Raw genomic sequence first — 16,215 nt, forward strand, 5'->3', positions numbered from 1 at the left:
TAATACATTTGTTGCGCATATAAAAAATCAGCGAACAATCGAAATATTATCGGGGTTTGGTGTTAGCACATTAAGAAAAGCGTGCTTGTGGAAAGGGTGGTTGGGTGTATAGAACGATAATATAGTTCAACCACCACTGTTATTACGCAGAATGATGCAGTTAATATTATAAAAAAAACTTATCGGTAATTTTGATGGCACTTCTTGTGCGTTTGTCAGAAATCACGGACATATGACATGGTATTGCTAGGATAATTAGAGAAGATAGGCAGAAATGATAACTAAGATAAAATATGTTGAGTATTATTTCAAGATAGTTAAAAAATACAAATTTTACAATAAACTACAATATTAGAGGTAATTATAGTGAAAAAAACGTTTTTCTCATCTGGAGACTTTGGCAAAGTTCCCGCAGAATTAATTGAAGATAAGCCTACTCAATTGATTCATGAAAATGTATTGAACTCTGAAGTGAGTCAAGATTTGAATTTCTCAAATGAAAGGCGCCATAAAGTGGCTATGGTTAATTTACCCAGTAAAGTTCTCAGTATGACTCTGGGAGGGTTACAACCTGGACAATCGACCCGTAAACACAGACATAGTTATGAAACCATAATATATATCGTTAATGGGGAGGGGTATTCACTCATTGGTGAACAACATATTTCATGGAAAGCCGGTGATGCGATATATGTTCCTGTATGGGCATGGCATCAACATGTTAATAGTGGTGCTATTGATGAAGTATTCTATATTGCATGTGAGAATGCGCCAATGTTGCAAAACTTAGGTCTTGCTGTTCGTGAAGAGCTTTGAATTTAAGTAAGTGTAGGTTTTATAGATTGTATTTAAAAACAGATAATGATTTCACCGGGATAGAAATTATTATACCCAATGGATTTCAAGATGCATTGCGACGGCAAGGGAGTGAATCCCTGGGAGCATAGCGAACTATGTGACCGGGGTGAGCGAGTGCAGCCAACAAAGAGGCAACTTGAAAGATAACGGGTATATTAGCAGTATCCCGGTGGTTTATATATATTAATTGCATCTCAATGATTGAATTTTTTATTCAGTTAAACTCTGATCATTTAATGATTCTCTATAATAGTAAAACAAATCACAATTGGTAGTTTATTTTTTTAAATATTATCATTGGTAAATAATTTTATATCTATTTTAGTTGGAAAATATTTGTATTAATTAATCTGTTTTTTAGTATGTTTTTTATATTATTAATCTTTAGGGTTTGTATTGTTTTTTATTTTATATCAATGAGATATATAACTGTTATCTCGTTTCTTTTTAATGTGTTCTCTGTCATGTTTTACAAAAAATCCCTTTTTTACCATTGATAATTTATGATGTGAAAAATAGTCTTTATAGATGTTGATTAGATGATTTTAATTTTTCTTAATGTAATATTTTTATATTTTATAAATCGATTTACATTTTTGACCATAATTTTATGGTTACATATGGCGTAAAGATTGACATTTTTTTTCAAAATGAGAAAGATGATTAAATTCAATGTCATCATGCTGTTTATTGTCTTCTCATGGCTCGTTGTTGCTGCTTTTAATGGCTTCTGAGCAGCGGCTTACCTTACATAACTTTGGTGTTTGAAAGAGGTAATTAATGAAGAAATTTAAATTGCATACATTAGCAGCACTAACTGCAACAGTTGGACTTATGGGGTTTGCATATGCCTCCCAAACAGCGCAGCAAGTGGTTGATGCACTGAGTCAATTAAAAGTTAATTATAAGGTCGTTGATAATCAGGCGGGAGATCACGGCGTTAACTGTGCAGTGCTGGGGGCTGACTGGGCTAAATGTAATCGAGTGGATATTACTTTAACCAATGGTAATCAGGTGATTGACTCTGTTGATTGGGCGATTTATTTCCACAGTATTCGCCAAGTCCTGAGCGTAGATAATGAACAGTTCAAAGTCACGCGTATCACGGGCGATTTACATAGACTGGAACCGACCGAAAAATTCACCGGTATTAAAGCTAACGAGCAGGTAAAACTGCCGTTTATTGGAGAATACTGGCAGATTTACAGCACTGATTTTCTACCTCGCTGGTATGCAACGTCGGGTGATGCGAAACCTAAAGTGCTTGTTAGTACAGATACAGAAGATCTAAGTCAATTCTTATCTGCTTTCACCGGTGATCAATGGAAACGCACACAGACAGATAATAATATTTTGATGACACCTGAAAATCGTTATATGAAGAATTTGCAGGTCAAAAAGGTTGGATCAAAAAAGTTGCGTGGGCAAATTATCCCGACACCAAAAGAGGTTCAGATTTTTACCGGGGATGCTGATTTATCTGGTGGGGTGAGACTGGAATTAGGTGGTTTAAATGACGAGGCAGTTATTCTTGTCAGAAAACGTTTTACTGATCAAGGAATTAAATTAGAGAATAGTGGCTATCTCGTTGCGACCCAGATTGTCTCTTCAGATTTTACTGGTGAGTTGCAGGTTAAAGGGGCTTACCGTCTAAATATTACCCAACATGGGGCACAAATTGTTGCTTTTGACCAGTCAGGAGTGTTTTACGGTCTTCAATCTCTGTTGTCATTAATTCCTGTTGATGGCGATAGGAAGATTGCTACTTTGACGGCAAAAGATGCGCCCCGCTTTGAGTATCGTGGGGTTCTCCTTGATGTAGGGCGTAATTTCCACAGTAAACAGGCTGTTCTGCGTTTGCTTGACCAAATGGCAAGTTACAAGCTGAATAAATTCCATATTCATCTGTCTGATGATGAAGGTTGGCGTTTGGAAATTCCTGGATTACCTGAGTTGACGGAAGTTGGCAGCCAGCGGTGTCATGATTTAAGTGAAACTAAATGTTTGTTACCACAACTGGGTTCAGGCCCCAATAACAACAACATGGGTAGCGGATATTTCAGCCGTCAAGATTACATTGATATTTTGAAATATGCCAAAGCCCGTTATATCGACGTTATTCCTGAAATTGATATGCCAGCCCATGCTCGTGCCGCCGTTGTTTCTATGGAAGCCCGCTATAAGAAATTAATCGCTCAGGGGAATGTGAAAGGGGCGAATGAATATCGTTTGCTCGATCCAACGGATACCACCAGAGCAACATCGGTTCAGCTCTATGATCGTCGCAGTTATTTGAATCCGTGTATGGATTCTTCAAAACGGTTTGTTGAGAAAGTCATTGGTGAAATTGCCGCTATGCATAAAGCAGCGGGCTCACCATTGGAGACTTGGCATTTCGGGGGAGATGAAGCGAAGAATATCCGTTTGGGAGACGGATTCCAGGATAAAAATGGTCCTATCGTACCGGGTAAGGGCATTATTGATAAAAATGCGGAAGATAAACCATGGGCTAAGTCTCAGATTTGTCAGAAGTTGATAGAACAGGGTGTTGTGAAAGACATTGATTATCTTGCCAGCGACTTCGCAATTGAAGTGAGCAAAATTGTGAATGCTAATGGCATTGAAAGGATGCAGGCGTGGCAGGATGGTTTTAAACATGTTGGCAGCGCTAAAGATTTTGCCACCAAACGCGTTGGGGTGAATTTCTGGGACGCTCTCTACGATGGCGGCTTTGATTCAGTCAATGATTGGGCGAATAAGGGCTATGAAGTGGTGATATCTAGCCCAGATTATATTTATCTGGATATGCCATATGAAGTTCATCCACAGGAGCGTGGCTATTATTGGGCGGCTCGTTTTAACGATGAAGCTAAGATCTTTAGTTTTGCACCCAATAACATACCTCAAAATGCTGAAACTTCCGTTGACCGTGATGGTAATGCATTCCGTGCGAAAAGTGATAAACCGTGGCCGGGCGCTTATGGGCTTTCAGGTCAAGGATGGAGTGAAACGGTTCGGACTGATGAACAGATGGAATATATGATTTATCCGCGCTTGTTACCGCTGGCAGAACGGGCATGGCACCGGGCCGGTTGGGAGCTGGATTATGTTCCGGGCCAGGTATATCAGCGTGGAGAAACGTATAAAGTCGATATAGATGCGCTTAATCGTGACTGGACTCGATTCGCTAACCTGATAGGGCAACGTGAACTTAGTAAACTGGATAAAGCAGGTATTGCTTATCGTCTGCCGGTTCCGGGGGCTAAGATAAAACGGGGTATCTTGCGGGCTAATGTTGCTCTGCCTGGATTGGTAATCCAGTATTCGACTGATGGCGGTCGTAACTGGGAAGTTTATAACAACCATAAACGCCCAAGAGTGAGGGGTGATGTGTTGATCCGTTCTGTCAGCCCGGATGGTAAACGTTACAGCCGAATTGATAACGTAAGGGCATGATAATGTTGTAGTAAGAGGGAACCCTGATGGGTTCCCCTCTCTAGGTAGATAAAAAATTAGCGGTTCAGGCGTGAATTATTTCTCGTCATGTGCACTACTATCTTCGCGGCAATTACCGGCAGAGCAGTGACCATATAAATAAAGACTGTGGTTTGAAAGCTTAATCCCATAACGCTCAGCAATGTTCTTCTGGCGTTTTTCGATATATTTGTCACTGAATTCAATGACTTTACCACAGTCCAGGCAGATTAAATGGTCGTGGTGGTGTTGTTGAGTGAGTTCAAAAACCGATTTGCCACCCTCAAAGTTATGGCGGGTGACAATACCGGCATCATCAAACTGATTCAACACGCGGTAGACAGTAGCAAGTCCAATCTCTTCACCGTTATCAATCAGTTTCTTGTAGAGATCTTCCGCACTGACATGGTGGTATTCAGGCTCCTGTAACACTTCCAATATTTTCAGACGAGGAAGTGTAACTTTAAGTCCAGCATCTTTTAATGCCTTATTGTTGTCGGTCATGCGGATTCAGTCCTGTTACTCAGTAAAGTGAACTTAGTGATACTTCAAAAAGTACCAGTTAGTTATCAGATTATGATTATAGGCATGGCTAATGAAAATGAAAACCACGTTAACCTTAACTTTCATTACACATTTTGCCAGAATAATCGTTTATAAAACGCAGGAATAACCTTACTATTTATCATGCTTAGGCTGTTTTTTGCCATTCTTCGTAATGAAAAGCGGATTTAAGCAGTGTTCTGACAAAAGTAATAGCCTTTGAATGCGATCCCACAGGGCGAGTGAAGCGAGTCACTTCTCACCTACCGTGGGTTCACTATTGATAAGAAATGGCCTGCACCAATTACGCTTACTGGGATAGGCCGCTATCCTGCAAGAATTTCTGACAAACTCAGCTCTTCGTAGATCTGTTTAGTCCAGGCATTAACACGCTCTTCTGTTAATTCTGGTTGGCGGTCTTCATCAATAGCAAGCCCAATAAAATGGCTATCATCAGCCAAACCTTTTGATTCTTCGAAGTGATAGCCCTCGGTTGACCAATGACCAACAATAATGGCGCCGCGGGGTTCAATAATGTCACGGATAGTTCCCATGGCATCGCAGAAATATTCCGCGTAATCTTCCTGATCACCACAACCAAAAAGGGCGACCAACTTCCCTTCAAAATCGATCTCTTCCAGAGTAGGAAAGAAATCATCCCAGTCACACTGTGCTTCACCGTAGTACCAGGTAGGGATGCCGAGCAGCAGAATATCGAACTGTTCGATATCTTCTTTGCTGCTCTTGGCAATATCATGAACTTCTGCAATGTCGGAACCCAGAATTTTTTGGATCTTTTTGGCAATATTTTCTGTGTTGCCGGTATCGCTGCCAAAAAATATACCTATAATTGCCATAGGATAATATAACCTCTTGTTTTATTTGTGTATTTCTGTATGAGATATACGTATAAAATGTTAAAAATCAGTAGAAAAGGTTCTGATTGTATTAATAAAAAAACAAAATCCTATTCTGACTAAACAGTCAGGACAATTCTGTCAAATTTGTGTGATTTCGTGCCTTCAATGCTATCAAGTCGTGATGTTACTTTCTGCTAACTGGGCCAGCAAAATTTGCTCGATGAGTTCACTGCGGCTGATGTTGCGTTGCTGTGCAAGAAAGTTAAGCGCATCTACTGCATCAGCATTTATTTTCAGCTCCACACGACGCAGACCGCGCACCTTATCACGGCGAAGTTGGTTACGCTTGTTGACTCTGAGTTGTTCATCCCTGGAAAGTGGGTTGGTTTTTGGGCGCCCCGGTCTGCGTTCATTTGCGAACAAATCCAGAGTGGTGCGATCCATTTGTTCTTTTGCCATAAATTCAATTAGTAAAGGGCGTATACCATAAAATATAGCACGCCATGATACCCCAGCTTCTAGTGTATCGCTACTGCCTGACAAAGATAAAAGCGGCGTCATTGCTTATCTGTAAAGGATTGTGGTTGAGTTTCCGTTTTAGCGGTGTTGGTATTTTCTACGGTACTCTATTGGTGTTAACCCATTAAGTTTCTTGAATAACTCTCTGAAATAGCGAGTATCTTCATAGCCAACTTCATGGCTGATTTCTTCTATGGTCTTATTCGATTTTTCTAACCGGCATTTCGCCAGAGATAGTCGAATCTGTTGGATATATTGAATAGGTGTCTGGCCGGTTGCAGTCTTAAAGCGCCGCTTCATCTGTCTTTCACACAGATGAATTTTATCGGCCAAATTGCCAACTGATAATCTGTCTGATGGGGCAGAATGCATCCAGTCTTGTAGTTTGTGGATTAATGTATCTGAATGTTGGCGATAGGGTACAAAACTTGCGAGAGTGTGAGAGGGGAGACCTTCCATATTACCAAATATGAGCTGACTACAGGTTTCCCTAGTATTTTGACCATATATCTGTTCAATAATATGCATCATGACATCGTTGTATTCATAGGTGCCAGAAGTACAAAAAATATTGTTATCGCTGGTGACTTTTATTTCTGAATGTAACTGTACTTGCGGAAACATGTCCTTGAATAATTTGGTAAATAGCCAGTGTGTGGTGGCTTTGCGGTTATTGAGTAAATTAGCTTTAGCCAGTACAAAAGAACCTGTACAAACGGAGACGATAGGAACATTTTTTTCTTCCATCATCTGGAGCCAATCTAAGGTTTCTTTAGTACAAAAATCGAAATCGTAATAAGGGGCCCCAATTGAACCCACCAGGACAATATCTGTTTGTTTTATTTCTCCTATGAGTTTATTGGGTTTTAGCCGAATACCCCCCATCCCGACAGCATCCTGATTATCCTGTGTGACAATATTGATTTCTGGCTCCGGCGCTCCGGCTAAACGAGCAGCAGTGGTTAAAATTTCTATTGGGCCAGTAATAGAAGTCAGAGATCCTCCTGAAAATACTAACACGCTTAAAGAAACTGGATTCCTGTCCATAAGAATTCTCCAACTTAAAAATTAAGATGTATCAAGATATTTCATTGTCTAACATCTTAATAACTTATTGTAACAATTTAAATAAGTTAATTACATTGAATTATTTTTTTTGAACAAACAAGTAAAATAAAAAATAATTTCAGCCAAAACTTATTCCGTCTTTGTTAAGAGTTGGCTGAATTGTCATTTAATTTTCGCCAACTTGTTGATGCCACAGATGCGCGTATAAGCCACCTTGCTGGAGCAATTGGTCATGCGAGTCAAATTCGATAATTTGCCCCTGATCTAATACACAGATTTTATCCGCGTGGCGAATTGTATTGAGCCTATGAGCAATACTGATCACTGTTCTGTTACGGCATATTTCGTCCATATTTGCCATGATTGCCGCTTCGGATTCATAGTCCAATGCTGAGGTGGCTTCATCAAGGATCAGAATAGTTGGGTTGACCAGGAGCGCTCTTGCTAATGCGATTCTCTGTCTTTGACCACCTGAAAGATTTACTCCTTTTTCCCCAACTGGATGCGCAAAACCGTGGGGAAAGGATTGAATAAATTCAATGGCCCCGGCTAACTCAGCGGCACGATAGACTTCTGCATCTGTTGCGTTGGGCTTACACAGCCGAATGTTATCGGTGATACTGCCAGAAAACAGGATACTTTCCTGGAGCACAACACTCATATTACGGCGTAAAGAGACGGGATCAGCAATAGCCAAATCCATGCCATCAATCAAAACTTGTCCATGTTGAGGTACGTACAACCTTTGTAGCAAACGGGTGAGAGTACTTTTACCTGAACCGGACGGTCCAGTTATACCAATAAATTGACCCGATTTTATCAATAACGATAGGTTCGCCAGAACTTCTGGTGTGTCGTCATGGTAGCGGAAGCGAATATTTTTGAATTCAATTTGGCCTTCCAGCTCAGGTACAGAAGCCAATCCCTGTTTACTGTTTTCCATTGGCTCATCAAGAATATCCCCCACACGTTTCAAGGCGATTAACGTATGCTGAAAATCTTGCCAAACCTGTGCGAGCCGGAGGATCGGTTGCGTGACGTGTCCGGCCAGCATATTGAAGGCAATAAGTTGCCCCGGAGTCAGTTCACCGCGTAAGACTTCTGTCACCCCCCACCATAGGAGGATCGCGGCGGTAAATTTCTGGACAAAATCGATTCCCTGTCCTGCGATTAAACCGCTTTTCTGTGCCGCGAAGCTTTTAGTCAACTGCTGGCTGAGAATACGTTGCCACTGATGTAAGAAACGGTTTTCAGTCGCGGTGGTTTTGATGGTTTCAATCCCAGTGACGGCTTCAGTCAGAAAGCTTGTTGCATTTGCATCGGTTTCATATTCTGCTTCTACTTTGCGGCGAATAACCGGCCCGGCGACTACCCAGAATACGAAGTAAACAAAAAGTGAGCCAATAACAATCCAGGTTAGTATCCAGGCGTAATAAAACATGATGCCAATAAACATGATGACGAAAATTAAATCCAGCAACAGCATCAGGGTAGAACCTGTCAGAAACTGGCGGATTTGAGACATCTCTCTGACTCTGGCAATGATCTGCCCTGTTTGCCGTTGCTTAAAATATTGCAGCGGCAATCCTGCCAGATGACGATACAGTCGCCCGGAGAGCTCAGAATTTATCTGGCTTGCCATGTGCCCAAACACGGTGTTGCGCATAAAGCTATACAAGGGTTCGGCAAGGGCGATAGCGAGCATAGCCATACCTAATACATGCAGGCTAGATAAACTTCGTCCTACTAATACCTTATCGATGATGTTTTCAAACAAGATCGGACTGACCAGTGCAAATAACTGGAGAACTATGGCAAACAAAAACAGATCTCTTATCTGACTTTTCTGCCGGAAAATGGAGGGATAAAACCAGCTCAAGCCGAATTTGACATGCTTCTTAGTTAATTCCTGATCTGCGATTAAAAGAATCTTATATACATTCTCTTTATTACCAGTAGATGTAGATAAGGAAAGTGATTGAGTTTGTTCAGTCACAGGATCGAGAATGGTAATATTGTCATTCTTGACTTCAATGAGTACCCACCATTGTTGTTCCAGCTCAATCAATGCCGGTAAGGGTAATGTTGGCCCTGTGTTGACAGTTAATTGCTCAATTTTACTGTGTAGCCCAATAGTGTTGGCGGCTTCACGTAGCTGTAAATCACTCAGATATAAGGAGTCAAAACCCAGGCTGTGCTGAAGTTGATCAACAGTAGCTGACTTATGAAATTGTTTCCCCACATAGACGATACAATTTAGCGCCTGATTATGAGTGTAGTTACTGGAATCAGTGGCAGAAGAAGGTAATAGGTTCACGATTATTTCTCCCTTAATGCTTCAGATTGATACTCTCTGATAGGGCTCAAGAGATAATCGATAACGCGGCGTTGGTCGGTTTTGATTTCAGCGACGATTGACATACCTGGGGTAATTTCAACCTGGGTATCGTCTATGGCAATGCTATTACTTTTAAGGCTCACTTGAGCGGGAAAGACCAATCCTAACCGTTCATCGGTGGTTGAATCTCTGGATATACTCAGCAGTTCGCCGTCAATCGTGCCATAACGTGTATAAGGGAAAGCATCTACCTTAACGGTGACGAGTTGGCCTGGATAAACAAATCCGGCGTCTTTGTTTAAAATTTGCACTTCCGCTAACTGCACATTGTCATCAGGGACGATCACCATTAAGTTTTGTGCCGGTTGCAGTACCGCGCCTAATGTATGGACGCTGAGTTGTTGAACTGTTCCTGTGACGGGGGAGCGAATGACTTCAAGTTGTTCCCGTATCTGAGCTTTTGCCAGCTCTTGCTCTAAAACGACCAATTGAACTTCGGCCTGTTTTCTTTTATCAAACCATTCGCGTTCTTTTTGTGTTTTCAGGCTGTTTAAGCGTTCTTCCAGGCTAATATATTGCGATTGCAGAACATGAAGCTCCGCATTTTGTTGGGCAATCAGGCGTTCTGTTTCCAGAAACTCTTTTTCCTGTTCAAGATATTCAACTTTACTGATCACTTGTTTTTGACTTAAGGTTTGACGTGCTTTTAAACGCTGGCTGATATTTTGCCGGAGCTTAGTGAGCGCATTGATATCGCTTTTTCGTGATTGTTGAGAAGAGAGATTGACGTTCATCTCTGCTTTCAGATTTGTTACAACAGCTTCGTATTCTCTTTTCTCCCGGGAATAGTTGTCAGCAACTTGTGTTTGTTGAGATGCCGGCAAAGCCTGAAATAGTTCCTGTTCTGTCGGTTCCTGCTCTTCTGTCAAAGCCTGATAACGAATTTTTTCGTGGGCTTGATATTCGATCTGCTTTAATAACCGGGTGATATCCTGGTTAACACCGAGTGTATTGAGTGTCAGAAGTGGGGCGTCTTTCTTTACCCGCTGCCCATTCTGAACATGGATAGCGGTCACTCGGCTCTGTTCGTATGCCTGAATTATCTGAGAACGGCCAGAGACAATCAGGCGACCGGTTGCGGTTGCCTGAACATCCAACTTACCCAGATAGGCCCAGAGCAAGGCTATGATAATGCCGATACTGAGCGTTATTGCAGTGTAGCGGGCAAAAGGCGACGGTGGTCGTTGTGACAACGCTAAATGTGTCGGTAAAAAGTCATAATGCCGCGGGCAAGGGCGCAGCCAGGTTTTAATTTTATTCTTAAAAGCTTTAATCATGACAAGGCATCTCCTGTTTTAATTCTTGTTGTAACTGCCAGAGCTTCCGGTATTGTCTACCGTGGTTAAGTAGCTGTTCATGAGAGCCTTGTTCGAGAATTTCCCCCTGTTTAAGAACAATGATGCGATCACAATGACGTACAGTTGAAAGGCGGTGTGCGATTGTGATAACCGTTCTGCCTTGGGCAATTTCCGCCATATTGGATTGAATGAGTGATTGTGATTCATCATCAAGCGCACTGGTTGCTTCATCAAGAATGAGAATTTTGGGGTTAGTCAGGAGAGTTCGGGCAATCGCCAGCCGCTGACGTTGACCGCCGGATAAAGATTGTCCGCCTTCTGCGATAGTTGTGTCATATCCCATCGGCAGCTTGAGAATAAATTCATGAGCACCTGCCAGCTTAGCGGCTTTAATCACGGCTTCCAGGTTGGCGTCAGGTTTTGACTGGGCAATATTTTCATATACCGTTTTGTTAAATAAGAAATTTTCTTGTAGAACCACACCGACTTGCTGTCTGAGTGTTTCAATATTTATATTTTGTAATGGGATTCCATCTAAGGTAATTGCGCCTATTTCTGGGGTATAAAGGCGGAGTAATAAACGAGCCAATGTACTTTTTCCGGAACCAGAGGCACCGATGATACCAATGGTTTCTCCGGCTCTGATATCGAGAGTCAATCCTTTAATCGTTGGTGGAATATCGGGTTGATAGCGAAAAACAACATGGCTAAATGAGACTGCTCCTTGCAGTGTGATTTGCTGCTGGCCGGATTGTTGCTCGGTTGGCAGGTTTAACATATCTCCTAACTTATCGACGGCCACCCGCGTTCTGATAAATTGTCCCCATAGTTCCACTAATCTGGCTAATGGTTGGGCCGTGTGATTTACCATCATATTGAAGGCGATCAACTGACCGATGGTCATTTGCAGTGATAAAACCTCTGATGCGCCTAACCAGAGAATTGCCGCAATGGTAACTTTTTGCAGTAGCATAACAATATGGTTTGAACGATTACCCAGTTGCTGTACTGCGTAACTAGTATCGACCATCTTCTCAGTCTGGCTATCCCAACGGCGAACGAATTTAGGCTCTACCGCCAGACTTTTCAGGGTTTCAGCACCAGAAACCGTTTCAGTCAGAAAAGAGGTATTTATTGCTGCATGGGTGAATTGTTGTTCAACCGCTTTTTCCATACGAGGCGTCACCCACCATGCCAAAATGGCATAACAAGGGAAGGTTGCGAGAAAAACCCAAGTTAGTAGGCCGGATAACAGGCTCATCACGTAGATGAAAATAAACATAAATAGAACATCGACAGATAAGGTGAACATTGAGCCGGTCAGGAACTCTCTAACGGTATCCAGTTCACGCACCCGAGTAACAATAGCTCCCACTTGGCGGGATTTAAAAAAGAGTAAAGGTAGCCCGAACAGATGCCGGACTAGTTTTAATCCCAGTTTGATATCAATGCGGTTTGCGGTGTGAGCGTATTGGTATTCTCGTAATCCACGTAAAATCACCTCGATGATGCCGGCGATGATTAAGCCAAAGACTAATACATCAAGTGTTGATAGCGCTTGATGGATTAAGACCTTATCCATTACCACTTGAATAACTAAGGGAGAAATTAGCGCAAGAATTTGTAATACAAAGGAAAATAACAGTATCTCACATAGATTTTTCTTTTGTGCCAGAAATTCTGGAATAAACCAACGGATGTTAAATTTAGCTTGTTTCTGTTTTATTTTAATCCATTTTCCATTCCACTCTTTTATCAGCCTTTCTTCGGACCATATTTCAGGATTTTCTTTATCAACCCTCTGTATTAGTGAGTTCTCTTTATTCGATTTGGCTAAAACAAAGGGTAGGCCATTATTATCAAACAAGATTGCGGGTAGAAGTATATTATGGTGCTTTTTTCTTACGGAATTTTTACTTGAAATCGATAAATTAAATTTTTCCTCTATATTACTTATAGATGAATAATAACAATTAGATTTTTTTAAGTTATCAATGTCAGTGATGTTTTCTTTTCTATTATATATCATCAATATTAATTTTAATGATGCTATGGTTAATTTCTCAATTTTATTCATGAAAAAATATCTTTAAAATCCACAAAATATGAATTAAAACAAATGGTTATATTAATTTTGTGTAGCATTTAAGTGTTACTTATTATCTTATATTTATTGTCATTATCGATGTAGGTAAATGGGACTATATATGTGGGGTAAAAGGACTTTTTGTGTGTAAATGTTGATTTTGAGTTTTTTATCTATATTATTTCATTGGTTTTTTTACTCTTAATGTATTTATAGATATAAAAATTCAAGATACCCGTGAATCAAATGTCTTATTTGTTGTAAACGTTGTATAACTTCATTAATAAGTTGTTTATTTTTGGTAAATAAAAATATGTCTGAAAAATTCGTACAAACCATCTCTAGTGTTAATTATAATAAAGGGATTTTTTCTCTTTATTTCGTTGGTCAAGAACCTAATCGTATGGCGAATGGGATAATGGCAGAAAATGATAATGAACTTGAATTAAAGCAAGTTATCCATATGCCAGCATCGGGATTTATGTATATGGTTTCGATGGTTAAAAATATGTTGGAAGATCCACGAATGGCGGCTGAATTTGACAAATTGGTTGCAGCAGGGTTTTTACCTGCTCCACAAGTGGCTGAAGAGCAAATTGTATCGGAATCTATAGCGGAAGAGCCTGCTAACGCTAAAAAACGCCTATCTAAAAATACAAAATAAGATCTCATGGTTGATTAGCGGATGGCGATTATACATCAACCAGTGAAACTGAATAACGCAGAAATTCAAGCAATGATTGGAGGAGTAATGCTGCTGAGTCAGCATTCTCCTCTGCATCGGAGATACCTGGTGTCCGAGTGGCATCAGCGTATCTTGCCTTCATTTGAGTTGAATCAGTTTTGCTATTACGAAGATGAACACGGGAACCCAATCGCTTTTTGTAATTGGGCTTTTTTATCTGAGCAGAATCGAGATGAGCTTCTTTCGGGAGAAAGAGAGCTTATCCACACAGATTGGCGCTCAGGTCCACATATCTTTTTTCCCGAAATGATTGCTCCTTTTGGTCACGGTCGTGAAGTTGCCAGGGATTTGCGCCGCCGTGTCTTTTTGCCGTGGAAAGGCCGGAAAGCTTGTACTGTCCGCGGGAAGCTGGATGTTCAAAATAACCGCTGTATTCGTCAGGTACAGTGGTTTTTTGTTTAATTTTTGTATGACTTAAAGGGATTTTTGATGGGGAAATCATCAAATAGAAGTACAGAGTATTTCTTTACTGGAAAATACTACGACGATAATGATGGTAATAGTATTACTGCTATTGGTGTCGGGGGTGAAGTTTATGCTTATGGCGGAAATGATGATGTTACTGTTGGTTCATTAAAGGTCGATGTATACCATACGAATGGTGAACTTTCGGTAAAGGGAGCCTCAGGTTATACCGGTATTAGTAAAACGGGAAATGGCGGCTTGTCATTTGCCGGTGCAGCCGGTTCGGCTTTTATTGATCACACAGGTGAAACGGGAAATTTAAATTATTCAGGTGCTGCCGGCTATAATAAACTGGTTCGTAAAGGTTTGTCTGGTGATACAAATTTTAAAGGGGCCGGTGGATACAATAAGTTATGGCATGAAACTAACCGGGGAGATTTAGATTTTGCTGGTGCAGGGGGATACAACGACATTGACCATACCTGGTTTAACCGTTATCAAGATTCACAGGGAAATGTGACTTTTAATGGCGCAGGCGCTGCAAATAGTATCAATTCACGAGTAGAAAGCGGTAACGTTACATTCAATGGAGCAGGTGCTGATAATCACATCATACGTAAAGGTAAAGAAGGTAATATTATCTTACGAGGTGCGGGGGCATCGAATCGAATTGAGCGTGTACGCCAAAATAAAGATGGGTATGAACAGACGCGTGGTGATATTACTTTTGAAGGTGCGGGTGGTTATAACAAACTCTATTCTGATGTCGCGCATGGCAATATTAATTTCTCCGGTGCTGGTGCTTACAATGAAATCACCAGAACAGGCATGAATAGCGATTTCTATGGTGAGACACTGGAATTTGCTAAAGCCGAAGAAATCGTATTGACGACGGCAACGATGGGAGGAAGCTGGATCCAGGAGTCTCAACATGTCACAGGTATTAAATCAACCGTCGAACCGGATACCTATCTTTTTGCGTTTGCTGACGAAATGTATACTAAAATCAGCAAAGTCCAGCTTCAAAATAATCCCACCACGGGTAGACTCGGTTATCATGCCACTTCTTGGTATAAAGCAGGTAATCACCTTGAAAATCTTGCTGCGAAAGAAATTTCGCCGGGCAATGGATTTGTCGCGGTAAACGCTAATGGCGCTTACCGTCTCTCCAGTTTGGTTTTTGAGCATCAGCAACCCGTCGAGATTCATGCTATCGAGGAAAGCCTGCTGATAGATCAGTGGGTAACCTATGCGGGTGGCATGGTGGTTAAAGCAGAGGATATCTCGCTAGGTGATGCCAAAATGGGAGGGTACGCGATCTCTTCTAATGGACTGAAAATCGATGTCTCTCCGGTTAAATCAAATGAGCAACCTGATACTTATGTATATGCAATATTTCTGGAACCTTATACCAAAGTGGTTGAAGTTCAGTTGACCAATGATCCTGATACAGGACAACTGAAATACAAAGCAACAGCATGGTACAAAACAGGCGATCATACGGGTAATTTAGCCAATGAAAAGTTTTCCTATGATAATGGATATACCTCCATTGGTGCCGGCTACACGTTAAGCCAGCTTCAATATAGTGCCAATACAGTGCACCATGCTTCTCATCGATTAGTACATAGCGAAGAATATAGTCAGCAAGACCTTGTTGAGTCATCCACAAGCAGTGGTTACGTGAGTTTTAACGGTGCGGGTGGTGGAAACGTTATTAAATCTAATGTTACTCGGGGAAATGTTAATTTTAAAGGCGCAGGGGCGGCAAACGTCATTTTGCATGGTTCAAAATTCGGTGATACGAATTTTGATGGTGCGGGTGCAGCCAACATCATTGTGAAAAGTGGTGAAAAGGGCGATCTGACATTTCATGGTGCGGGTTTAGCCAATGTTCTGGTTCACCAAGGCCAGAGCGGAAAAATGAATGTTGATGCTGGTGGTGCGGTAAATGTTCTTGT

Annotated in this window: 12 protein-coding genes; 5 read left to right on the forward strand and 7 right to left on the reverse strand. The window is 41.2% G+C overall.

Features of this window, described 5'->3' with window-relative positions; all coding sequences use genetic code 11:
* Positions 1–366: 366 nt before the first annotated feature.
* Positions 367–816 (forward strand): cupin domain-containing protein, encoded by a 450-nt coding sequence (locus tag CKY02_RS09145; protein WP_112895049.1) that lies wholly within the window; start codon positions 367–369, stop codon positions 814–816.
* An 822-nt stretch (positions 817–1,638) separates the two neighbouring features.
* Positions 1,639–4,314, forward strand: a complete 2,676-nt coding sequence (locus CKY02_RS09150) for a beta-N-acetylhexosaminidase (protein ID WP_112895050.1) — start codon at positions 1,639–1,641, stop codon at positions 4,312–4,314.
* 75 nt (positions 4,315–4,389) lie between these two features.
* Here CKY02_RS09150 and fur read toward each other — a convergent pair whose 3' ends face one another.
* From fur to CKY02_RS09185, 7 genes are all read right to left on the reverse strand, one after another.
* On the reverse strand, positions 4,390–4,836 hold the full coding sequence (gene fur / locus CKY02_RS09155; protein WP_112895051.1) for a ferric iron uptake transcriptional regulator: 447 nt from the start codon (positions 4,834–4,836) through the stop codon (positions 4,390–4,392).
* 365 nt (positions 4,837–5,201) lie between these two features.
* Positions 5,202–5,732: a flavodoxin FldA gene (gene fldA, locus CKY02_RS09160; protein ID WP_112878100.1), complete on the reverse strand. Its 531-nt coding sequence runs from the start codon at positions 5,730–5,732 to the stop codon at positions 5,202–5,204.
* Positions 5,733–5,906: 174 nt separating this feature from the next.
* Complete coding sequence (ybfE, locus tag CKY02_RS09165) at positions 5,907–6,194, reverse strand: LexA regulated protein (protein WP_049583800.1); 288 nt, start codon at positions 6,192–6,194, stop codon at positions 5,907–5,909.
* Positions 6,195–6,332: 138 nt separating this feature from the next.
* The gene (locus tag CKY02_RS09170; protein ID WP_112895052.1) at positions 6,333–7,301 is read right to left on the reverse strand and encodes a GlxA family transcriptional regulator; all 969 of its coding nucleotides are present in this window, start codon (positions 7,299–7,301) and stop codon (positions 6,333–6,335) included.
* Positions 7,302–7,488: 187 nt separating this feature from the next.
* Complete coding sequence (locus CKY02_RS09175; RefSeq protein ID WP_112895053.1) at positions 7,489–9,639, reverse strand: type I secretion system permease/ATPase; 2,151 nt, start codon at positions 9,637–9,639, stop codon at positions 7,489–7,491.
* 2 nt (positions 9,640–9,641) lie between these two features.
* Positions 9,642–10,997, reverse strand: coding sequence for an HlyD family type I secretion periplasmic adaptor subunit (locus tag CKY02_RS09180; RefSeq protein WP_112878103.1), 1,356 nt, complete (start codon positions 10,995–10,997; stop codon positions 9,642–9,644).
* On the reverse strand, positions 10,990–13,095 hold the full coding sequence (locus CKY02_RS09185) for a peptidase domain-containing ABC transporter (protein WP_112895054.1): 2,106 nt from the start codon (positions 13,093–13,095) through the stop codon (positions 10,990–10,992). Before CKY02_RS09185 ends, CKY02_RS09180 begins: the two co-directional genes overlap by 8 nt.
* Before the next feature lie 322 nt (positions 13,096–13,417).
* Between CKY02_RS09185 and rtxH the strand changes: the two genes are divergently transcribed.
* The 3 genes from rtxH to rtxA form a co-directional block, all read left to right on the forward strand.
* Positions 13,418–13,768 carry a protein RtxH gene (rtxH, locus tag CKY02_RS09190; RefSeq protein ID WP_112895055.1) on the forward strand — a complete coding sequence of 117 codons (351 nt, stop codon included), beginning with the start codon at positions 13,418–13,420 and terminating at the stop codon, positions 13,766–13,768.
* A gap of 21 nt (positions 13,769–13,789) precedes the next feature.
* Positions 13,790–14,251, forward strand: coding sequence for an RTX toxin-activating lysine-acyltransferase RtxC (rtxC, locus tag CKY02_RS09195; protein ID WP_112895056.1), 462 nt, complete (start codon positions 13,790–13,792; stop codon positions 14,249–14,251).
* A 27-nt stretch (positions 14,252–14,278) separates the two neighbouring features.
* The coding region (gene rtxA, locus CKY02_RS09200) for an MARTX multifunctional-autoprocessing repeats-in-toxin holotoxin RtxA (RefSeq protein ID WP_112895057.1) at positions 14,279–16,215 on the forward strand (1,937 nt) is incomplete at its 3' end.

It is taken from the genome of Photorhabdus bodei, from assembly GCF_003287735.1.
Taxonomy (GTDB): domain Bacteria; phylum Pseudomonadota; class Gammaproteobacteria; order Enterobacterales; family Enterobacteriaceae; genus Photorhabdus; species Photorhabdus kayaii.